Origin of the sequence: Cupriavidus sp. a3, from assembly GCF_051015765.1 — a bacterium.
Lineage (GTDB): Bacteria > Pseudomonadota > Gammaproteobacteria > Burkholderiales > Burkholderiaceae > Cupriavidus > Cupriavidus oxalaticus_A.
In genome coordinates, this window is record NZ_CP170643.1 from 2,087,254 (window position 1) to 2,108,370 (window position 21,117).

21 protein-coding genes and 1 pseudogene are annotated in these 21,117 nt (G+C 63.6%); 16 read left to right on the top strand and 6 right to left on the bottom strand.

Annotated elements, in window-relative coordinates; all coding sequences use genetic code 11:
* Positions 1-8: 8 nt before the first annotated feature.
* The 4 genes from ACAD63_RS10180 to ACAD63_RS10195 all read right to left on the bottom strand — a co-directional run bounded on the left by ACAD63_RS10180 (position 9) and on the right by ACAD63_RS10195 (position 4,834).
* A complete protein-coding gene (locus tag ACAD63_RS10180; protein WP_434033873.1) occupies positions 9-713 on the bottom strand; it encodes an ABC transporter ATP-binding protein in 705 nt (234 codons plus the stop codon).
* Positions 714-715: 2 nt separating this feature from the next.
* Positions 716-1,495 carry an ABC transporter ATP-binding protein gene (locus ACAD63_RS10185; protein ID WP_434033874.1) on the bottom strand — a complete coding sequence of 260 codons (780 nt, stop codon included), beginning with the start codon at positions 1,493-1,495 and terminating at the stop codon, positions 716-718.
* Between the two features lie 315 nt (positions 1,496-1,810).
* On the bottom strand, positions 1,811-3,802 hold the full coding sequence (locus tag ACAD63_RS10190) for a thioredoxin domain-containing protein (protein WP_434033875.1): 1,992 nt from the start codon (positions 3,800-3,802) through the stop codon (positions 1,811-1,813).
* A 321-nt stretch (positions 3,803-4,123) separates the two neighbouring features.
* Complete coding sequence (locus ACAD63_RS10195) at positions 4,124-4,834, bottom strand: SDR family oxidoreductase (RefSeq protein WP_133098053.1); 711 nt, start codon at positions 4,832-4,834, stop codon at positions 4,124-4,126.
* Between the two features lie 179 nt (positions 4,835-5,013).
* Between ACAD63_RS10195 and ACAD63_RS10200 the strand changes: the two genes are divergently transcribed.
* The 10 genes from ACAD63_RS10200 (at position 5,014) to ACAD63_RS10245 (ending at position 12,485) form a co-directional block, all read left to right on the top strand.
* A complete protein-coding gene (locus ACAD63_RS10200; RefSeq protein ID WP_133098108.1) occupies positions 5,014-5,484 on the top strand; it encodes an SUF system Fe-S cluster assembly regulator in 471 nt (156 codons plus the stop codon).
* A 30-nt stretch (positions 5,485-5,514) separates the two neighbouring features.
* Positions 5,515-6,963 (top strand): Fe-S cluster assembly protein SufB, encoded by a 1,449-nt coding sequence (gene sufB, locus ACAD63_RS10205; protein WP_434033876.1) that lies wholly within the window; start codon positions 5,515-5,517, stop codon positions 6,961-6,963.
* 51 nt (positions 6,964-7,014) lie between these two features.
* Positions 7,015-7,785 (top strand): Fe-S cluster assembly ATPase SufC, encoded by a 771-nt coding sequence (sufC, locus tag ACAD63_RS10210; RefSeq protein ID WP_133098055.1) that lies wholly within the window; start codon positions 7,015-7,017, stop codon positions 7,783-7,785.
* Positions 7,782-9,113 (top strand): Fe-S cluster assembly protein SufD, encoded by a 1,332-nt coding sequence (gene sufD, locus ACAD63_RS10215; RefSeq protein ID WP_434033877.1) that lies wholly within the window; start codon positions 7,782-7,784, stop codon positions 9,111-9,113. Before sufC ends, sufD begins: the two co-directional genes overlap by 4 nt.
* The gene (locus ACAD63_RS10220; RefSeq protein ID WP_434033878.1) at positions 9,110-10,378 is read left to right on the top strand and encodes a SufS family cysteine desulfurase; all 1,269 of its coding nucleotides are present in this window, start codon (positions 9,110-9,112) and stop codon (positions 10,376-10,378) included. Before sufD ends, ACAD63_RS10220 begins: the two co-directional genes overlap by 4 nt.
* A complete protein-coding gene (gene sufU, locus ACAD63_RS10225) occupies positions 10,378-10,824 on the top strand; it encodes a Fe-S cluster assembly sulfur transfer protein SufU (protein WP_135706413.1) in 447 nt (148 codons plus the stop codon). Before ACAD63_RS10220 ends, sufU begins: the two co-directional genes overlap by 1 nt.
* 4 nt (positions 10,825-10,828) lie before the next feature.
* Positions 10,829-11,197 (top strand): SUF system Fe-S cluster assembly protein, encoded by a 369-nt coding sequence (locus ACAD63_RS10230; protein WP_135706414.1) that lies wholly within the window; start codon positions 10,829-10,831, stop codon positions 11,195-11,197.
* 1 nt (position 11,198) lies between these two features.
* Complete coding sequence (locus ACAD63_RS10235; RefSeq protein WP_133098060.1) at positions 11,199-11,513, top strand: Rieske (2Fe-2S) protein; 315 nt, start codon at positions 11,199-11,201, stop codon at positions 11,511-11,513.
* Positions 11,514-11,737: 224 nt separating this feature from the next.
* Positions 11,738-12,028 carry a hypothetical protein gene (locus ACAD63_RS10240; RefSeq protein ID WP_135706415.1) on the top strand — a complete coding sequence of 97 codons (291 nt, stop codon included), beginning with the start codon at positions 11,738-11,740 and terminating at the stop codon, positions 12,026-12,028.
* A gap of 148 nt (positions 12,029-12,176) precedes the next feature.
* Positions 12,177-12,485 carry an EthD family reductase gene (locus ACAD63_RS10245; RefSeq protein WP_434033879.1) on the top strand — a complete coding sequence of 103 codons (309 nt, stop codon included), beginning with the start codon at positions 12,177-12,179 and terminating at the stop codon, positions 12,483-12,485.
* Positions 12,486-12,514: 29 nt separating this feature from the next.
* Here the strand turns inward: ACAD63_RS10245 and ACAD63_RS10250 are convergent, their stop codons facing one another.
* Complete coding sequence (locus tag ACAD63_RS10250) at positions 12,515-13,423, bottom strand: LysR family transcriptional regulator (RefSeq protein WP_434033880.1); 909 nt, start codon at positions 13,421-13,423, stop codon at positions 12,515-12,517.
* A 128-nt stretch (positions 13,424-13,551) separates the two neighbouring features.
* On the opposite strand from ACAD63_RS10250, the gene ACAD63_RS10255 reads away from it, so the two are divergent.
* From ACAD63_RS10255 to ACAD63_RS10275, 5 genes are read left to right on the top strand one after another with little or no spacing between them, the layout of a single operon-like run.
* Positions 13,552-14,556 carry a Bug family tripartite tricarboxylate transporter substrate binding protein gene (locus ACAD63_RS10255; RefSeq protein WP_434033881.1) on the top strand — a complete coding sequence of 335 codons (1,005 nt, stop codon included), beginning with the start codon at positions 13,552-13,554 and terminating at the stop codon, positions 14,554-14,556.
* Entirely contained in the window at positions 14,501-16,630 is a 2,130-nt protein-coding gene (locus tag ACAD63_RS10260; RefSeq protein ID WP_434033882.1) for an acetate--CoA ligase family protein, read from the top strand. Before ACAD63_RS10255 ends, ACAD63_RS10260 begins: the two co-directional genes overlap by 56 nt.
* 4 nt (positions 16,631-16,634) lie before the next feature.
* Positions 16,635-17,405, top strand: a complete 771-nt coding sequence (locus ACAD63_RS10265) for an enoyl-CoA hydratase/isomerase family protein (protein ID WP_434033883.1) — start codon at positions 16,635-16,637, stop codon at positions 17,403-17,405.
* Positions 17,402-18,817, top strand: coding sequence for an aldehyde dehydrogenase family protein (locus ACAD63_RS10270; protein ID WP_434033884.1), 1,416 nt, complete (start codon positions 17,402-17,404; stop codon positions 18,815-18,817). Before ACAD63_RS10265 ends, ACAD63_RS10270 begins: the two co-directional genes overlap by 4 nt.
* Positions 18,818-18,848: 31 nt before the next feature.
* Positions 18,849-19,667 (top strand): enoyl-CoA hydratase, encoded by an 819-nt coding sequence (locus ACAD63_RS10275; RefSeq protein WP_434033885.1) that lies wholly within the window; start codon positions 18,849-18,851, stop codon positions 19,665-19,667.
* 390 nt (positions 19,668-20,057) lie between these two features.
* On the opposite strand, the gene ACAD63_RS10280 is transcribed toward ACAD63_RS10275, so the two are convergent.
* Positions 20,058-20,507 carry an HU family DNA-binding protein gene (locus ACAD63_RS10280; RefSeq protein WP_133098069.1) on the bottom strand — a complete coding sequence of 150 codons (450 nt, stop codon included), beginning with the start codon at positions 20,505-20,507 and terminating at the stop codon, positions 20,058-20,060.
* A gap of 404 nt (positions 20,508-20,911) precedes the next feature.
* Between ACAD63_RS10280 and ACAD63_RS10285 the strand changes: the two are divergent.
* Positions 20,912-21,028 (top strand): annotated as a pseudogene (locus ACAD63_RS10285) (transcriptional regulator); the annotation flags it as partial.
* Positions 21,029-21,117 lie beyond the last annotated feature (89 nt).

Here is a 21,117-nt window from a genome sequence, read left to right on the forward strand (position 1 = left end):
CAGCGGTCTCAGACACCCAGGAGTTCCTTGAGCAGGTGCTGCTTCTCGTGAATCTCGTGCTGGTGGATCTCCGCGGCGATTTGGCCGTGCTCCACCACGTACATGCGGTCGGCCAGCGGCGCGGCGAACCGGAAGTTCTGCTCCACCAGCACGATCGTGTAGCCCTTCGCCTTGAGGTCGCGGATGACCTCGGCGAGCTTCTGCACGATCACCGGCGCCAGTCCCTCGGAGATCTCGTCCAGCAGCAGCAACCGCGCTCCGGTGCGCAGGATGCGCGCCATCGCCAGCATCTGTTGCTCGCCGCCCGAGAGCCGCGTGCCCTGGCTATGCCGCCGCTCGTGGAGATTGGGGAACATCGCGTAGATCTCGTCGAGGCTCATCCCGCCGCCGCCCACCTGCGGCGGCAGCAGGAGGTTCTCCTCGCACGAGAGGCTGGAGTAAATCGCCCGCTCCTCCGGGCAGAAGCCGACGCCGAGACGCGCGATGCGATGGGCCGGCATGCCGATTGCCTCGCGGCCGTCGATCATGACCGAGCCGGCGCGACGCCCCGTCAGGCCCATGATGGCGCGCAGGGTGGTGGTACGGCCTGCCCCGTTGCGGCCGAGCAGGGTCACGCACTCTCCCTCGTTCACCAGCAAGTCGATGCCGTGCAGGATGTGCGATTCGCCGTAGAAGGCATGGAGGTCGGTGACCCGCAGGTATTCCGTCGCCATGATCAATGCCCTCCCGGCTCCACAAGCGCGGCATCAGCGCTGCCCATATAGGCCTCGATGACCTGCGGGTTGGCGGAGACTTCCGCGTATGTGCCCTCGGCCAGCACGCTGCCGCGCGCCAGCACCGTGATGGCGTCGCAGATGCCGGACACCACTTTCATGTTGTGCTCCACCATCAGGATGCTGCGATTGGCCGAGACCTTCTTGATGAGCTGCATGACGCGGTCAACGTCTTCGTGGCCCATGCCCTGCGTAGGCTCGTCGAGCAGCATCAGCTCGGGGTCGAGGGCCAGCGTGGTGGCGATTTCCAGCGCCCGCTTGCGGCCGTACGGCATCTCGGCGGTCGTCATGTCGGCGAAGTCCTCCAGTCCGACGTCGGCGAGCAATGCCATGGCCCTGTCATCGAGCGATGCGAGGACTTTCGGCGAGCGCCAGAACTGGAAGGAAATCCCGAGCCTGCGCTGCAGCGGGATACGCACGTTGTCAAGCACGGTCAGGTGCGGAAACACCGCCGAGATCTGGAAGGAGCGCACCACGCCCCGGCGCGCGACCTGCGCCGGCTTCTCGCCGGTGATCTCGGCACCGTTGAACCGGATGGTGCCGCGCGTGGGATCCAGGAACTTGGTAAGGAGGTTGAAGCAGGTGGTCTTGCCTGCACCGTTCGGACCGATCAGTGCGTGGATGTGCCCACGCCTGACCTTGAGGCTGACGTCGTTTACGGCGACGAATCCCTTGAACTCCTTCCTCAGTCCGACGGTTTCAAGAATGAGATTGCTTGCCATGGTCATTTCCGCGCCCGTTGTTGGGGTCTGCTGGAGAATATGGCTGCAGCTAGATCACGTCCAATATATTATTGGTTAGCTATTGACACTTTTTGTGTATATATGTCGGAGGCGCGCAACCTGGGTCGCGTGCCTGCGCACTATCCGCCGCTGCACGCTGCGCTATGCGCTCGAGACCGAGCGCATCGAGGGCTGGTTGCTGGAGGGCCGCCTGCAGGAAACCGGCGCTCGCGCTCGAAGCGGCGTCATGAGCAATCCCAATTTGGTTTGCGGACCCCCAGGAATCGCGGCAAAGGCCGAGTCGCATCGTGACAGTCACGCCATGCAGCGTTCAAGGAGCGCCTGGCCACTGGTTACCGGTGCGGTACAGGTGCGATGTCGGCACACGTAGGCTGCCGGCCGGCCGTCGACCGGGTGCCGCCCCTGGCCGACCGGAACGTCTTCGGCGAATGCCAGGACGCGTGCCGGAAGGTAGGCACGGTGAACGCTTTTTACCAATGGGGCGGCAGCCGCCTTATCGCCGGCAAATATGATCCCGAGCGCGCCGCGCTGCGCGAAGTCCCTGGCGGCCAGGAGGTGCACGAAGCCGGCCGGGGCCGCGGTGGCGGCAGCCCCATATCGCTGGAACTCTTGCTCGGCGAAGTCGCGATAGCGATCCTCGCCGGTGAGTTCATGCAAGCGCAGGAAGGAGAACACGCTGGCTGAAATGCCCGACGGCCAGGCGCTGTCGTACGGCGCGCGAGGCCTGTGCACCAATGGCTCGGCATCGTGGGACGTGAAATAAAGCCCGTCTTCCCAGAACTTATCGAGTATCAGTGCCACCAGTTCGGCTGCGCGATCAAGGTATCGCCTGTCGAAGCAGGATTCGTAGAGGTCGATCAGAGCATTGGCCAGGAAGGCATAGTCCTCCAGGAACCCTGGTACCTTGACTGTGCCGTCCTTCCAGTACCGGTACACGCCGCCGTCCGGCATGGCGAGCTTATCCTCGATAAAGCTGGCGGCACGCCTTGCGGCGCAGAGGTGTGCGGGGTTGCCCGTCGCCTGGTAAGCCGCGCAGAGCCCCTGGATCATGAGACCGTTCCAGCCGGCGAGAATGTTCTCGTCACGGCCGGGGCGCACACGCTGGGCGCGTGCTGCCAACAGCCGATTGCGCCAGCCTTCGAGTCGCGCCTCCTCCAGGGCGGGCAGCGTGACCGCACGGTGGAGCACCGATCTGCCGGGTGCAAAGTTCCCGCCGTCGGTCACGCCATAGGCGCGACATGCCTGGGCCCCCTCGGATTCGCCCAGGACAGCCTTCACCTCGGCCGGCGTCCAGGCATAAAAGCGGCCTTCCTCGCCTTCGCTGTCGGCATCTTCGCCAGCGTAAAAGCCGCCATCGGGGTGCGTCATGTCCCGCAGAATGTATGCGATAGTTCCCTCGAATACGCGGCGCCAGGCTTGCTTGCCGGTCAGGCGATAGGCGTCCGCGTACAGTTTGACGAGCTGGCCGTTGTCGTAAAGCATCTTTTCGAAGTGGGGCACGACCCAGCGTTCATCGACACTGTAGCGGGCGAACCCACCACCGAGCTGGTCATGGATGCCGCCGGCCGCCATGCCGTCGAGCGTGCGCTCCAGCGCTTCAAGCAGCGCGGGTTCACCAGTTCGTTGATAGATGCGCAGCACGAGGTCGTAGGCGCTTGCGTTGGGAAACTTGGGCGCTCCGCCTAACCCGCCGTGGATCGGATCCGTATTTCGCGCGAGGGCGAGGGCTGTCTGCGCGGGCAGATCCTCGACTTCCGCGGCTTCACGGCTGAGGTCCGCGTCTTCTAGCTGCCGGAACCCCTGCTGAAACCGCGCGATGGTGTCGTGCAGTTCCTCGCGCCGATGCGTCCAGGCTTCGCTCAGGCTCAGCAGCACACGTTCCAAGCCGGGGCGCCCGTAGCGGTCATCCGGCGGAAAGTAGGTGCCACCAAAGAACGGCTCTCCTTGCGGCGTCAGGAACACCGTGAGCGGCCAGCCGCCCCCCTGTCCCATCATCTGGGGAACTTTCTGGTAAACGTCGTCGAGGTCGGGGCGTTCCTGCCGGTCAACCTTGATGCTGATGAAACGCTCGTTCATCAGGCCGGCGATCCGGGGATTCTCGAACGATTCGTGCGCCATGACATGGCACCAATGGCATGTGGCGTAGCCGACGGAAAGCAGTACCGGCTTGTCCTCGTCGCGCGCGCGGCGAAACGCCTCTTCGCACCAGGGATACCAGTCGACCGGATTCTCCGCGTGTTGCCGGAGGTAAGGCGAGGTTTCTGTGGCGAGCCGGTTTCTCGTCATGATCTTCAGGCAGGCCAGTGGGGACAGCTGTGACGCAGAACAAGGCGCGCGGCAAGCGCGAGGCTCCCCGGCATACCTCGATGAACCATACAAAAAAGCACCTGCTACAGGTGCTCAGTGCTTCCAACCGTGGGCGTCTGCGTCCGAACCGGGTCAGCAACTCATGATCCGGTTCGGACCTGCAGGCTTGTGAGGCCTGCACGATCACGCTTCATATAGGAAACACGATCGTTTCGCTGACCTACCTTCGCTTTGTCAAAGCGTGTCTCAGTCAGCACTTGAATTATAGGACGGGAGACAATCAGGTCAATCCGAATCTGGCTACCATGGAATCGACTGGCGATCGCGGAAGAAGCCACCGGTGGGGCCATCGTCGGGCAGCGTTGCCAGCCACACCACGGAGTCGATGCCCTGCTCGGGCGAGCGCGGCGCATCGGGGCCGCCCAGGTCGGTGCGACACCAGCCGGGGCACACTGAGTTGACCTTGACGCCGCTGTCGGTCATTTCGGCGGCCAGGATGCGTGTGACGGCGTTCAGCGCCGTTTTCGAGATTCGGTAGGCTGGCACGCCGCTCCCCATTTCCGCCAGCTGTCCCATGCCCGAAGCCAGGTTGACCACCCGGCCGGCGCGGCTGGCGCGCAGCAGCGGCGCTAACGCCTGTGTGATCCGGAGCACGCCGAAAAGATTGATATCCAAGGTACGGCGCAGCGTCTCGAGCGGCATTTCGAGCAGGCTGGTGTCGTAGTGGTCGAGCGATACACCAGCGTTGTTGATCAGCGCGTCCACGCGACCGAAGCGTTCGGTCAGCCAGCTGGCCAGCGCAGCCGCCGAACTGTCTTCCGTAACGTCAAGGGGATGGCAAGCGATCGGATGACCCGCAAGCCGGAGCTCTGTCTCCAGCAACTCGAGGTCCGTCGGCCTGCGCGCCGTGGCGACGACCAGATGGCCTTCCACGGTGGCCAGCCGGCACGCGGCCGCGCGGCCCAAGCCGCGGCTTGCGCCAGTGATGACGGTAACAGGTTGGTTGACCATGTCTGAGTCTCCTCGCCGCTCTCGGGGCTCGCATGCCCCCATAGCTGCGGCTACTCATCTATACACCGTCGACGGTGACCTGATGATAGCGGATCCAAGATCCTGGCCTGGCGCGAAACAGGGATGCTGGAACAATTGAGGACTGATTTGGTTCTAATTGACAAATACTGGTGGCGACGATGCTCAGACTCAGCAAGCTGACCGACTACGGCACGGTGATCATGACGCACCTGGCGCGAAACCCGGGCCGGATTTACAGTGCCGCCGAACTCGCCGCCGCAATCGGCGTGTCTGTACCGACGGCAAGCAAGATCCTGAAGACGCTGGCAAGGCACCACTTGCTGCAGTCATTGCGCGGCGCCAATGGCGGCTATCTGCTGGCACGACCGCCGGAACAGATTTCGATCGCACAGGTGATCGACGCCATGGAAGGCCCGGCCGGCGTGACCGAGTGCAGCGTCGCTGCCGGCCTGTGTGCGCAGGAAGGGCTGTGCGCCATCCGCGCCAACTGGCAATCGATCAATAGAGTGATCTTTATGGTGCTTGACGGCGTGACACTGGCAGATATGGCACAACCGGTATTGCACGCGGTAGATATTGGCGCCTTGCACGCCCGACGCGCACACGGGCCGCAAGCTGGCATTTCGTGACGTCGATAACAGTGGCAAGCGAAGCAGAACATGGCAACCCCGGCACGCAAGCTCGATGAACTGATCAGCCAAGGCTATAAGCATGGCTTCTACACGCCCGTGGAGACGGACACGGTGCCGTGCGGGCTGAATGAGGACGTGATCCGCATGATCTCGGCCATCAAGGGCGAGCCGGAATTCATGCGGGAGTGGCGTCTCAAGGCCTTCCGCCACTGGCTGACGATGTCCGAGCCGCACTGGGCGACGGTCAAGCACCCGCCCATCGACTACCAGGCGATCGCATACTATGCCGCGCCGCGCTCCCAGAAAGCGGGACCGAAGACGCTGGACGAAGTCGATCCGGAGTTGTTGCGTACCTACGAAAAGCTGGGCGTGCCCCTGCACGAACGTGAACTGCTGGCAGGCGTGGCAGTGGACGCGGTATTTGACAGCGTCTCGGTGGCCACCACCTTCAAGCAGAAACTGGGCGAGCTCGGCATCATCTTCTGCTCGTTTTCCGAGGCGGTGCGGGAGCATCCGGCGCTGGTGCAGCAGTATCTCGGCTCGGTCGTGCCCTATACCGACAACTTCTTCGCCTCGCTCAACTCCGCCGTGTTCAGCGACGGCTCGTTCTGCTATATCCCGCCCGGGGTACGCTGCCCGATGGAGTTGTCGACCTACTTCCGCATCAATGCCAGCAACACCGGCCAGTTCGAGCGCACCCTGATCATCGCCGACCAGGGCACTTACGTCAGCTATCTGGAGGGTTGCACCGCGCCGATGCGCGACGAGAACCAGCTGCATGCCGCGGTGGTGGAGCTGATCGCGCTGGAAGATGCACAGATCAAATACTCGACCGTGCAGAACTGGTATCCGGGCGACAAGGAAGGCAAGGGCGGCATCTACAACTTCGTCACCAAGCGCGGCGATTGCCGCGGCGCGCGCTCGAAGATTTCCTGGACCCAGGTGGAGACCGGCTCCGCCATTACGTGGAAGTATCCAAGCGTGATCCTGCAGGGCGACGATTCGGTCGGCGAGTTCTATTCGGTCGCGCTGACCAATCACTACCAGCAGGCGGACACCGGCACCAAGATGACCCACCTTGGCAGGAATACGAGGAGCACCATCCTTTCCAAGGGCATTTCGGCCGGTCATGGCCAGAATGCCTACCGCGGGCTGGTGAGGATGGCCAGGAGCGCAGTCGGCGCGCGCAACTACTCGCAGTGCGATTCGCTGCTGCTTGGCGACAAATGCGCTGCCCACACCTTCCCTTATATCGAGGTGAAGAACGCCACCGGCCAGGTTGAGCACGAGGCATCGACTTCGCGCATCGGCGAGGACCAGCTGTTCTATTGCCAGAGCCGCGGTGTCAGCGCCGAGGATGCAGTGTCGATGATCGTGAATGGATTCTGCAAGGAAGTATTCAAGGAGCTGCCGATGGAATTCGCGGTGGAAGCCCAGAAGCTGCTGGGCGTGAGCCTGGAAGGCAGTATCGGGTAAGGGTGGCGCGCACGAGGCGCGCTGCAGGCGCATCGGAGGAAGAAGCCAGCCATGCTTGAGATTCGCAAGCTGCACGTCAGCGTAGACGACAAGCCCATCCTGCACGGCATCGACCTCAGCGTGCAGGCCGGCGAGGTGCACGCCATCATGGGCCCCAACGGTTCGGGCAAGAGCACCCTGGCCCATGTACTGGCCGGGCGCGACCGCTTTACCGTGACTGCGGGCGAAGTCCTTTACGACGGCACGAACCTGCTTGGGATGCCACCGGAAGAGCGCGCCCGCGCGGGCATCTTCCTCGCCTTCCAGTATCCGGTGGAAATCCCCGGCGTCTCGAATATCTACCTCCTCAAGGCGGGGCTCAACGCGATCCGCAAGCACCGCGGCGAGCAGGAGCTGGACGCCATGGATTTTCTCGCCCTGGTCAAGGACAAGCTCCAGCTCATGGAGATGGACCAGGACCTGCTTTACCGCTCGGTGAACGAGGGCTTCTCCGGCGGCGAGAAGAAGCGCAACGAGATCCTGCAGATGGCGGTGCTGGAGCCCCGGCTCGCCATTCTCGACGAGACCGACTCCGGCCTCGACATCGATGCGCTCAAGATCGTCGCCAGGGGCATCGAGGCCATGCGCAGCCCGCAACGCGCCATTGTGCTGGTCACGCACTACCAGCGCCTGCTCGATTACATCGTGCCGGACCAGGTCCACGTGCTTGCGCACGGCCGCATCGCCAGGTCCGGCGGCCCCGAGCTGGCGCGCGAACTGGAGCGCACCGGCTATGCCGCGATGGAGGCGCAAGCCGTCACCGGGATGGAGTCTTCAGCATGAGCGCAAGCGGACTGGAGCACTATCTCGCCGAGTTCGACCGCGTCGAGGCCGCGCTGCCGGGCCGTCGCCTGAGCTGGCTCGAGCACGCGCGCCGGCAGGCGCTGGATCATTTCGCCCATACGGGGTTCCCCACGCTGCGGCAGGAGGACTGGAAATACACCAACGTGGCGGCACTCGAGAGAAGCCGTTTTGCCGTGGCTCTGCCACAGGCCGCAGACGGCCTGGACACTGCAGTGGCGGCGCAGATCGAGGCGTTGGCCCTGGCCGGCGCGCACCTGATGGTGTTCGTCAATGGTGTGCACCAGCCGCAATGGTCGCGCATCGCTGCCCTGCCTGAGGGGATGGAGCTCGCCAGCCTCGCCGCCATGCTGGAGCGCGCACCGGACTGCCTGGAAGCGCTACTGCTGCGCGGCGCAGGCGACTACCCGTCCGGTTTCGCCGCCCTGAACATGGCGTTCATGACCGACGGTGCCTATATCCGCGTGGCGGCCGGCACCGTCCTCGAACAGCCGATCCACTTGCTGTTCCTCGCCACCGCCGGCGAACTGGCAACCCATGCGCGCAATGTGGTGGTGGCGCAAGCCGGCAGCCGGGTCTGCATTGTGGAGCACCACGCGGGCCTGGATGGCCTGGGCTATTGCACCAATACCATCACTGACATCGTTGCCGAGCGCGATGCGCAGGTCGGACATCACAAGCTGCAGCAGGAGAGCCTCAAAGCCTTCCATATTGCCGGGGTGCACCTCGACCAGCAGCAGGGAAGCCGCTTCGACTCCAGTTCGTTTGCTCTCGGCAGCGCCCTCGCGCGTGTTGACATCGAAATCGGGCTGAATGCCGAGCATACCGAGTGTTCGCTGGACGGGCTGTATATGACCGCCGGGCGGCAGCATATCGACCACCACACCCGCATCGACCACGCCAGCCCGCACAGCAAGAGTCGCGAGTTGTATAAGGGCGTGCTGGCGGGCGCCTCGCGCGCCGTCTTCAACGGCAAGGTGGTGGTGCATGCCGATGCCCAGCACAGCGATGCCCACCAGTCCAACCGCAACCTGCTGCTGTCCGAGCAGGCCGAGGTCGACACCAAGCCGCAGCTGGAGATCTATGCCGACGACGTCAAATGCGGCCACGGCGCCACCGTCGGCCAGCTCGATGCCGAGCAGATCTACTACCTGCGCTCGCGCGGGATGGACGATGCCGCGGCGCGTGCCCTGCTGACCTTTGCCTTTGCCGAAGAGGTCGTCAAGCGGCTCGGCTCTGCCCCATTGCGCACGCGGCTGGAAGCGCTCCTGCGCGGCAAGCTGCCGGAGCCTGTGAAGGAGTTGCCATGAACACGGCAGCGCATGAATTGATGGCCGTGGGGCGCGCGGTGCCGCCCGCCGGCCTGGAGGTAGAGCGGCTGCGCCAGGATTTCCCCATCCTGCGCCAGACCGTCAACGGCAAGCCGCTGGTCTATCTGGACAACGCCGCCACCACCCAGAAGCCGCAAAGCGTGATCCATTGCGAAGCGCGTTACTACAGCGCGCTCAACGCCAACATCCACCGCGGCCTGCACACCCTGAGCCAGCGCGCCACCGATGCCTACGAAGCCGCGCGCGACGCCGTGCGAGACCTGATCAACGCGGCCCGGCGCGAGGAAATCGTGTTCGTGCGCGGCACCACCGAGGCGATCAACCTGGTGGCGGCAAGCTTTGGCCAGCGCCTGCGCCCGGGCGACGAGATCCTGATCAGCGCGATGGAGCACCACTCCAATATCGTGCCGTGGCAACTGGCGTGCCAGCGCACCGGCGCCTTGCTGCAGGTCGCGCCGATCAACGATGCCGGCGAGTTGATGCTGGAACAGTTCGCGCAATTGCTCGGCCCCCGCACCAGGCTGGTCGCGTTGGCGCACCTCTCCAACGCGCTCGGCACGGTCAACCCGGTGCGAGACATCATCGAGCTGGCGCATGCCCGGGACATCCCGGTGCTGATCGATGGCGCCCAGGCGGTGCCGCACCTCGAGGTCGACGTACAGGACCTCGATTGCGATTTCTACGCCTTCTCCGGGCACAAGCTCTACGGCCCCACCGGCGTCGGCGTGCTCTATGGCAAGGCTGTGCTGCTCGATGCCATGCCGCCTTACCAGGGCGGCGGGGACATGATCCGCGAGGTCACGTTCCATAAAACCACTTACAACGATATTCCCTACAAGTTCGAGGCCGGCACCCCCAATATCGCCGGCGTCATCGGCCTTGGCGCGGCCATCGGGTATGTGCGCGCGGTCGGCCTGGAGGCCATCGCCGCTCACGAGCATGCGCTGCTCGCGTACGCCAGCGCGCGGGCGGGGAAGGTCTCCGGGCTGCGCATGATCGGCACGGCTGCCAGCAAGGCGAGCATCCTCTCGTTCACCCTGGACGGCATCCATGCCCACGATGTCGGCACCATCCTCGATCAGCACGGCGTGGCGGTCCGTGCCGGCCACCATTGCGCCATGCCGGTGATGGAGCGTTTCGGCGTGCCTGCCACGGTGCGCGCGTCCTTCGCGCTGTACAACACGCGTGAAGAAGTGGATGCGCTGTTTGCTGCAGTGCGCGCGGCGCAGGAGGTATTCGCCTGATGTCCGACCTGCGCAACCTCTACCAGGAAGTGGTGGTCGACCACAGCCGCTCGCCGCGCAATTTCGGGCGGCTGGCGGTAGCGAACCGCAGCGCCGAGGGCTTTAACCCGCTGTGCGGCGACCGGCTGACGCTGTACCTGAGCATCCGCGACGGGGTGATCGAGGACGCCAGCTTCGAGGGCTCGGGCTGTGCCATCTCCACCGCCTCGGCCTCGCTGATGACAGAAGCGCTCAAGGGCAAGACCGAGGCAGAGGCACGGGCGCTGTTCTCGGGCTTTCACGCGCTGGTGACCGGCGTGCCGGAGCAGGCCGGTGTGCCGATGGGCAAGCTGGAGGTCCTGGCCGGCGTGCGCGAGTTCCCGGCACGCGTGAAGTGCGCGACCCTGGCCTGGCATACCATGCAAGCCGCTTTGGATAACACCACCAGGCCGGTCTCAACGGAGTGAAACAATGAGCATGATCGATTGGCTGCGCAAGGCTGAGGAACACGAAGACAGGCTCGAGCCCGAATCGGACAGCCTCGAGGGGCGGGTGATAGCGGCCTTGCGTACGGTGTACGACCCCGAGATCCCGGTCAACATCTACGACCTTGGCCTGGTCTACCAGTTATCGGCGGACGAAGCCAGCGGCAAGGTGGGCATCCGGATGACGCTGACCGCACCGGGCTGCCCGGTGGCGCAGGCCTTCCCGAGTGTGGTGCAGGACGCCGTGATGGAAGCCAGCGGGGTGAACGAAGTCGAGGTTGAACTGGTATGGGAGCCGCCCTGGTCGAGAGAACGAATGAGCGAGGCGGCCCGCCTGGAACTGGGGCTGATCTGAGATGAGCGAGTGGATCGATGTCGCCCGCGCCGAGGACTTCGCGCCGGGCACCTGCCGCAACGTCGATGTCGGTGGCGTAGAGGTCGCGGTATTCAATGTGGATGGCAATTACTACGCCATCGAGGCCCTCTGCTCGCACGAGGCCGAGCCGCTTTGCGGCGGCGACCTGGAAGGCCAGGAGGTCGTCTGCCCGCGCCACGGCTCGCACTTTTCCCTGCTGACGGGCGAGGCGCTGTGCCCGCCTGCCTATGAGCCCGTGGCGACCTTTCCGGTCCGGGTGGAGGACGGCAAGGTGCAGGTCAGGGACGAGCGCTGAGACGAGACTCTTCGAAACCCTGATGCAAGAATTGGGGCTGGACGTCCGCGAGATGAGTGTGGTTCAGAGCCTTGACGCAGCCTACCACGCTGCACAGACCTTCCTGGCGTTCAGCGCCGCAAAACGGGCTTTGGCAAGGCTCGTATCCCAACTAGACTGATGCAGTCAAAGCATTCCGTGATTGGCTGCGCAAAAACCGGGGCCATACGCTGGAGGGGCGGATCATGCACACTGTTATCAGAACCTATTCCGGAAGCGGCGCTAAGGAGCTATTTGCGCTGCTTGAAACACGGACAGCAGAGATTGAATCGTTGATGCGCTCGGTTCAGGGTTTCGTGAGTTACACCCTGGCGCGAACCGCCGATGGCGGCTTTTCCGTCACGACCTGCAATGACAAGGCCGGCGCGGATGAGAGCGTCAAGGTGGCGAAGGACTGGATCGCCACGAACGCTGCTGGCACGGCCGCCAATGCGCCGTCGATATCCGAGGGAACTGTCATCCTGCACGTGAAATAGTCGCGGGATAACGAGCACGGCAGACCGAAAATTATGCGATCGGTTGCTTGCAAGGCAACCGATCGTCTTATCAATCTACTGAAAGCACCGCTGCCGTGAGGCGTACCCCTGCGGTCCGCACTCAGAGGCGCGCGACAGGACGAACAAGATGGCAAAGCTTGTGGCACTGTACAAAAAGCCGGACGACAAGGCAGCGTTCGATTCGTATTACTTTTCGAAGCACGTTCCGCTGGCTAAGAAAATTCCCGGCTTGCGAGCTTACGAGGTGAGCGACGGGTCGGTGGCAATCCCTTTAGGAGAGTCCCCGTTCCATCTGGTAGCGTTGCTCAGCTTCGATTCTCTGGAGGCAATCCAACAGGGGCTGGCGTCGCCGGAAGGCGCCGCAACAGCGGCCGATCTAGCCAATTTTGCTGGGGCAGGCGTGGACCTTTTGATCTTCGATACCAAAGCGGTCTAGCCGGCCTAGACGGGACGCTGTCAACAGCCTCATGCGCGCTTCGCGCTTGCGACACGTGGCACCAATGCGCGAAGCCGGGAAAGAACCAGCCGGGCCGCACGGGACAGCGGGTGGTGCTGCGTGACGCCGAGCGCGATTGACCTGAGCAGGTCGGGGTCGACGATCTCGACCGCTGCCAGCCGGCCCTCAGCCACTTCGTCATCGACGGCAAGCAAAGGCAGGATCGTCATGGCATGCCCGCACAAGGCGACTTCCTTCATGGTGTTGAGCGACTCCACCTCAAGCGCGACGTCAAGGACAATGCCTTGCTGGCGCGCATGTTGGTCAAGGATGGAGCGAAGGCCATTCGGCGTAGGCGGCAGGACCAGGGGTACGCCATGCAGTCGATGGAAGGCGACAGTCGGCTCGCCAGCCAAGGCATGCTGGGGCGGACATACCAGGTAAGTTGAAACAGTCGCCAGGATATCCTCGGCCTGCCGCGGTCCAGGACCATAGCGGTTAATGACTGCGATATCGAGGTGGCCGGATTCCAGCTGCTCATCGAGTTGGCCGCTGAAGCCTTCCGTCACGCGCAAGCGAACGCCCGGTGCGCTCGCGCGCAGGTCGGCAAATAAGGCGGGAACGAGCCGGCGCGTCATAGATGGGAGGATGCCGATACGTACCACCCCGAACGGAATACCGGCCGCGTTCCGGACTTCATCATTGAGTCGCGCCGACTGAGCGAGCAGAAGCTCAATGTGCGGAAAAATCCGCTTCCCGAACTCTGACAGCACCACCCCACGACCAGTCCGGTCGAACAACCTGTCGCCCCACTCCGTCTCAATCTGAGCAATGGTGCGGCTTACCAGGGACTGAGCGATTCCCAGCGCACGCGCGGCACGCGACAGTGACCCGACTTCGGCCACCAGCGCCACTGTCTCCAGTTGCTTCAGGTTCACAGCGCTTCCCATCTATAAAGTCGATATCAGGTATCGCAGATTCTACTCTTTTGCATTGGCCATGGACTCCATACACTGCAATCAGCCCTTCCCGCAGGAGGAGGGCGCCAGACAGATATGGAGACAACATGCCCCATTTTTCCTCTTTACTCAGCGCATTCCGGCGACCGCTGTGCGCGCTGATGCTTGCCACGGGTCCACTCGCATTTGGTGCCGTGGCCGGCGCTGCGACCGGGTATCCCACCAAGCCGATCCGCCTGGTCGTGCCCTTCCCGGCCGGCGGCCCCACCGATGCCATGGCGCGGCTGATCGGCCAACACCTGTCGCAGCAGCTTGGGCAGCCAGTAGTGATCGACAACCGCGGCGGGGCGGGCGGCACCATCGCCACCGAAGCGGTCGCGCAGGCGGCGCCCGACGGCTACACGTTGTTCTTTTCCACCACGGGCACCATGGCGATTAACCCGGTGCTCTATCGCTCGCTGAAGGTGGATCCGCTCAAGTCGTTCGAGGCCGTGGGCTCGGTAGCCTCGACGGTAAACGTGCTGGTGGTCCCGAACAGCTTGCCGGTCAGCAACGTCAAGGACCTGATGGCGTTAGCCAGGCAGAAGCCGGGCACGCTGACATTCGGTTCGGCTGGCAACGGCAGCTCCAATCACCTGTCGGGCGAGCTCTTCAAATCGATGGCCGGCATCGATATCGTCCATGTGCCATACAAGGGGTCGGCAGCGGCGTTCACCGACCTGCTCGGCGGTCGCATCTCGATGATGTTCGATACGGTATCGAGCCAGGTGCAGTACATCGGCAGCGGCAAGGTCAAGGCGCTGGGCGTCACGGGCACCAAGCGCTCGGATGCGCTGCCCAAGGTGCCAACGATTGCGGAAGCTGGCCTGCCCAGCTTCGACGTAACGATTTGGTTCGGGCTGTCCGCGCCAAAAGGCACCACGCCAGAAGTGATCCGCCGCCTCAACAGCGAACTGCAGACTGTGCTCGCACAGGCCGAGGTACAGAGCCAGCTGGCCGCGCTTGGCGCGCGCCCCTTGCCTGGCACGCCGGCTGATTTCTCCACGCTGATCCAGCATGACGCCGGCAAGTGGTCGCCGGTGGTTAAGGCCTCGGGAGCGACCCTTGACTGAAACTTTCAACGCATTGTTCGCGCCCGCATCGGTGGCCGTCGTCGGCGCCTCGGACAATCCCAACAAGGTAGGTGGCCGGCCGGTGCACTACATGCGCACGTTTGGCTACACCGGTGAAGTCTTCCCTGTGAATCCGGCGCGAGACACCATACAGGGCTATCGCGCGTATCCGGATCTCGGAGCCATTGGCAAGACGCCGGACGCAGTCGTCATTGCCGTGTCAGGCGATGCCACGCTGGAGCAGGTGCGGCAATGCGGCGCGGCCGGTGTCAAGGCGGCGGTGATCATGGCGTCGGGGTTTGCCGAGACCGGCACGGCCGGCCGGGAGCGCCAGCAGGAACTGGTGAGCGTAGCCAACGCCAGCGGGATGCGGCTCGTAGGCCCGAATGCACAGGGCACGGCGAACTTCGCCAGTGGGGCGGTCCTGAACTTCTCCACGATGTTCATGGAGGTTGCGCCAAAGGATGGCCCGATAGCGATCATTAGCCAGAGTGGCGCGGCGAGCGTCATGCCCTATGCGCTTTTGCGGCAGGCCGGCTACGGCGTGCGCTATCTGGTGGCCACCGGCAACGACGCGGACCTTGATGCCTGCGCAATGGCTGCAGCCGTGGCGGAGGATCCCGAAGTGCGGCTGATCCTCGTCTACCTGGAATCGATCTCGGACCCCGCACAGCTTGCTCGGGCTGCGGACGTAGCGCGAGCACGCGGGGCCAGCATTGTGGCGATCAAGGCCGGCAACAGCCGCCGTGGTGCCCAGGCGGCGGCCTCCCATACCGGCGCACTGGTTGGTAACGACGCAGCCATCGACGCATTCCTCGCCCGCCACGGTATCTGGCGCGCGGGCGATATCGGCGAACTGGTCCGTGCCGTCCCCCTTTATCTGCAGGGCCGGGCGCCAGGGCAGGGCCGCACGGTGGTGATGAGCCACAGCGGCGCCGTTGGCGTGATGGCGGCCGATTTGGCCGAACAGCAAGCGCTGCCGCTCACCGACCTGCAGCCTGCAACGCTGCGCGAACTGGGCAAGATCCTCCCTGAATTCGGCACCGCCAGCAACCCGCTCGACATGACGGCAGCCTTGCTGGGCAAGGGCGATATGTTTCCGCGCGTGCTGCATGCGCTGGCAGCCGATCCGCAGGCAGACATGGTGATGGTTGGCATTCCGGTGGCGGGCCCAGGTTATGACGTTGAGGCGTTGGCCCGCGATGCCGCCGCGTTCAGCGGGCATTACGGCAAGCCGCTTGTCGCCAGCGCTCCGCAGCAGACCGTGCGCGAGGTGTTTGCACGCCATGGCGTACCGGCGTTTGTCACCGAAGCGGACGCCATCGCGGCGCTGGCGCAGTATGCCGCCCACCATCAGTTGAACGCTGTCGCCCTCACATCGCCGCGCCTGGAGCCATGTCCGCTCGACGGTCGCGGCATGCAGGATGAAGCAAGGAGCCTGTCGCTGCTTGCCGAAGCAGGCGTGCCGGTGGTGCCATACCGCTTCTGCGCGAGCGTCGACGAGGCTGTGACGGCGTTCAGCGCATTGGGTGGCGTGCCTGTGGTGGTCAAGGGCTGCGCAGCAGCCGTGCCGCACAAGAGCGAGCACGGCCTCGTGCATCTTCGCCTGACCGATGCCGCCGGCGTCGCCCACGCCGCGCAGGACTGTTTCGACAAGCTGCAGCGGCTTGGCGTGGCATCGCCGCGCGTGGTGGTCGCGACGATGGTCAAGGGGCGCCATGAGTTCGCGCTAGGCGTATCGATCGACCCCGTGTTCGGCCCGCTGGTGATGATCGGCGAGGGGGGGACGCTGCTCGAACTGCGCAAGGACATCGTCACGCTGTTGGCGCCCTTTAGCGCCGATGACGTAAAGGCAGCCTGTGCGCGGTTGCGGCTGGCGCCGTTGTTCGAGGGCTACCGCGATATCCCGGCGCTCGATCTCGAAGCACTGGCGTCTGCCGCCGTCGCACTCGGCAACTGGGCGTTGCGTCATCGCACGGCGCTGAAATCTGTCGACATCAACCCGCTGATGGTGATGGCTGCTGGCGAAGGGGTCAGCGCCGTCGACGCCGTCGTGGAACTGCAGGGAGCCTGAGGACGTGGAAGCCATACGGATTGAACAGGATCGCGACATCAGCATCGTCACACTTGACTGCCCCGCGCGAATGAATGCGGTCAACGATGTCCTGCGAGGCCAGTTGATTGACGCGCTAAGCCGCCTCAATGCGGACCCCGCGGTGCGCGCCATCGTGCTGAACGGTGCCGGGGAGCGCGCATTCTGCGCCGGGCAGGATCTTGAAGAAGCGGCAGGCGTGACATGGCAGCAAATCGTGCCCTGGCTGAACCGGCAACGGGCCATGTACCAGGCCGTGCGCGACCTCGATAAGCCCTGCGTGGCCGCCGTACGCGGCGTGGCCGCGGGAGCGGGTTTTCAACTCGCCCTGTGCGCTGATTGGCGCTTGGCCACGCCGGATAGCCGCTGGGGCCAGCCTGAAGTGAAGGCAGGACTGGCAAGCATCGTCGGTTCGTACCTGATGACGCTGCACGTCGGGCACACCCACAACGTACAGATGTCGCTGTCCGGCGAATTGATCAGCGGCCAGCGAGCCTTCGATGTCGGGCTGGTGACCGGACTTAGCAGTGAATCGGACCTCATGGCGACGGCCGTTGCCCGCGCCCGGTCGCTCGGTGCATTGCCGCCGACGGCCATGCGCCTGTCCAAGCAACGTTTCCGGGCGATGACGCAACCGGGTTTTGACGAAGCTTGCATCGCCGGGATTCGGGCGCAGCTGGAGTGCTACGCCGATGGTGAGCCGCAGCGCGTGATGGCCGGATTCCTGGGCAAACGTAACTCAAGGGAATCACAGTGAAACAGTTGTCCGAACACTATATTGGCGGTGAGCGCACCCCGATCCGCAGCAACGAAACGATTCTGGTCTATGATGCCGCGACCGAAACTCCTTTGGTCGAGGTTCGTCTTGGCGATACCGATGACGTTGCTGAGGCGGTCGCGGCGGCCAGGAGGGCACTGCCGGCTTGGCATGGCATCGGTGCAACACTGCGGGCATCGTATCTGCGAGCACTGGCCGACGTACTGGAAACGGCCGCCGCAGAGCTCGCGCAGGACATCTCCCGTGAAGTCGGCATGCCGCTCAAGCTGTCTCGGCGGATCCAGGTCGACGCGCCGATCGCCGCGTGGCGCGCCACGGCGGCGCTAGCGGAGACGTTTTCGTTTGTCAGCACGGTCGGCAATTCGCGTGTCACGATGACCCCTGTCGGCGTGGTGGCGGCGATTACGCCATGGAACTACCCCCTGCACCAGATTACTGCCAAGCTGGCACCAGCATTACTGGCTGGCTGCACGGTCGTGCTCAAGCCGTCGGAGTTGGCACCATCGGTGACCGGGCGACTGATCGCCGCCTGCGAAGCGGCAAAGCTGCCGGCTGGCGTCCTCAACATTGTTTCGGGTGGTGCGGTTGCTGGTGAGGCGCTGGTGTCGCACCCCGATGTCCAGATGGTGTCGTTCACAGGCTCCACGGCGGTGGGACGCAAGGTGGCCGCGCTGGCTGCCCGTGATATGAAGCGCCTGTCGATGGAACTTGGCGGCAAGTCCGCAGCCGTGGTGCTTCCTGGCGCTGACCTGGCGAAGGCGGTCAAGGCGACGGTCAGTTCTTGCTTTCTCAACTCGGGACAGACCTGCAGTGCGACAACCCGGCTGATTGTTGCGCGTGAGGACTACGCGCTTTGCAGGCAGTTGCTTGCCGATGCGGCGGCAGCGATGCGGCTTGGTGATCCAGCCGATCCGGATACGCGCATCGGCCCCTTGTTGTCGGCGCAGCAACGTGACCGCGTGCGGGCGCATATTGCGGAGGCACAGCAAGCAGGGTTCGATCTCATCGCTGGCGGAGTTGACGCACCGGTGCCGGACGCAGGCTATTTCGTTGCCCCGACAATCTTCGGCAGCGTTGCTCCCGACAGCCGCCTGGCAAACGAGGAGATCTTCGGTCCGGTGCTTGCGGTATTGACCTATGAGACGGTTGACGAGGGCGTCACCTTAGCCAACGCCACATCCTATGGACTGGCGGCGGCGGTCTGGGCCGCGGACGACGCCACGGGTATGACTGTGGCCAATGACCTGCGGGCAGGGCAGGTCGACGTCAATGGTGCGCGGTTTAACCCAGCGGCGCCGTTCGGGGGCTTTGGCATGTCCGGTGTCGGGCGAGAAGGGGGCGTCTATGGGCTCGAAGAGTTTCTGGAGCCGAAATCGATTCAGCTTCCGTAATCCACAAGCAATGTATTGACAGGAACACGACATGGAAAGCCAGATTAACGTTACTCGCGCCGGCAAGAGCGAGCACATTGCCGTCGTCACGATGAACCGCCCCGACAAGCTCAACGCACTGACCAAGGTCATGGAGGCGGAACTACGCGACACGATGGAAGCTGTTGACCGCGACGATAACGTCCGTGTGGTGGTGCTGACCGGCGCAGGGAAGGGCTTCTGCGCAGGGATGGACATCAATGAACTTGAAGTGCTCCCGCCGGGCGACATCCGCGCCGAGCAATGGATGCGGCCGTTTGACATGAACCGGCGAGCCGATTACCAGACCCGATATGGTTATTTCCCTGCGATGCGAAAGCCGGTGATTTCTGCCATTAATGGCGCAGCTGCCGGGTTGGGCCTGGTATTTGCCCTATACAGTGACATGCGCTTTGCCAGCAGCAGCGCCGCGTTCAGCACCGCTTTCTCTCGCCGGGGCCTGATTGCCGAACACGGTATCTCGTGGCTGCTGCCGCGCGTGGTGGGCCCCGGCCATGCAGCCGACCTGCTGTATTCCGCGCGCAAGGTGCTGGCGGAAGAAGCCTTGCGGATTGGGCTGGTGGACCGTGTGTTTGATCCGGATGCGCTGATGGCGCAGACGCTCCACTATGCCGACGATCTTGCCCAGAACGTCTCGCCACGTTCCATCCGGGTGATGAAGCAGCAGTTGTGGGAGCAACCCTTCCAGTCGCTGGCCGACGCCACGCGCATGGCCAACGCAGAAATGTTCGACAGCATCCAGAGCGAAGATTTCACCGAGGGCGTCGCACATTTTATTGAGCGTCGCCCAGCGAAATTCACGGGAAGGTGAACGCGATCTTTCTAACTGTGCTGTCCGCGAAGCGATCCGGCGGCTAGTCAGGTGGCCGATACCTCTCCCGCATCAGTCAAAGTAGTGTCGTCGTTGGGGCTACCGGCGTACTTCGCGTGAAGGCAGGCGAACAGACTGACGTGGTAGCCAATCGCCAAGGAATAGACGCCATGTCCGACGGACGAGCGGTGACGATTGGACTTCCCGGCGAACTGGATTGCCGAGACTGATATCGGGGAAGGTTCGATCACTGCTTATGACATCTACAAGTGGTCGCGCGGCTTAGGGCCGTAGCTGTGGGCAGCAGTGCCCGCGCTGCGGCGTTCTTACGCCATTCTCAGTAAAAAAAGCCCCATCGGGGCTTTTTTTCTGCTTGTGGAGCCGTCACGATTACGCTGCAGCGTCCTTCAGCTTTTTCATTGCGCGAACCTTCACCTTCACGCTGGCCGGCTTGGCGGCGAACCACTGCTCCTGGCCCGTGAACGGATTCTTGCCGAAGCGCTTCTTCGTGGCCGGGACCTGGATAGCCGAGACCTTGAACAGGCCGGGGAAGGTGAATTCGCCGGCGCCCTTCTTGTGGATCGCGCTCACCATGGTGTTTTCCAGGTGGGCCAGAACGGTTTGAACGGTCTTTTTGTCCAGTTCGGTCTGGGCGACCAGGTGGGCAAGGAGGCTCGACTTGTTGAAGGTGTCCTTCAGCGGCTTTGCGACCGGGGCCGCGGCAGCAGGCTTCTTGGCAGGAGCGGCCGGCTTTGCTGTCGCAGCCTTCTTAGCCGGGGCAGCTTTTTTCGCTGCGGTCTTCGTTGCAGTCTTTGCTACGGGTTTCGCTTTCGTGGCCATAGTCGTGTCTTGGTAGATTTATGCGCGCCTGACAGCAATTTTTGGATGTGGCGCACCGGCGAAGAATAGCAAAAGCGGCCGCGTATGCAAGAGGGATGACGGAAATTTGTTGAAATCGCTTGGGAACTGTGGGCGCATGTTGCGCTCCGAAGCAAGCGAAACGCCTGGCACGAGACCGGCACCACTGTCGGTGGAGCGGTGAATCGCATTGCGCTTGCCATGAGCTGCCGGCCAATACCGGTTCCGCGTAATGAATCATCTACGATGAACCAAGAAAGCTGGGCGAGACCCCATTCGCCCAAGGCTTGTTTAGGCGCTTCGTTCAGAACTACCGATCACCCGAAAATTAAGCAGTAGAAACCGGTTGCTTATGCTCCGACGACCCGGCTGAAGGCAGCATGCTCCGGCAGTGCCTGATTACTGTCCTGCCAGGTGATCGGATCCGTCTGCGCGTCATGCGCGATTTTGACTGGCTGCCTGATGGCCCCATACGCGATCTCTTCAGGGAAGAGGGGCTGAACGGCGGGGGGAGGGAGTGAACTGCTTGTCCCGCTGTTGCCCGGATGGGACGCACCAACGAGAGTATAGTCACGAATGACGCTCGCGCAGG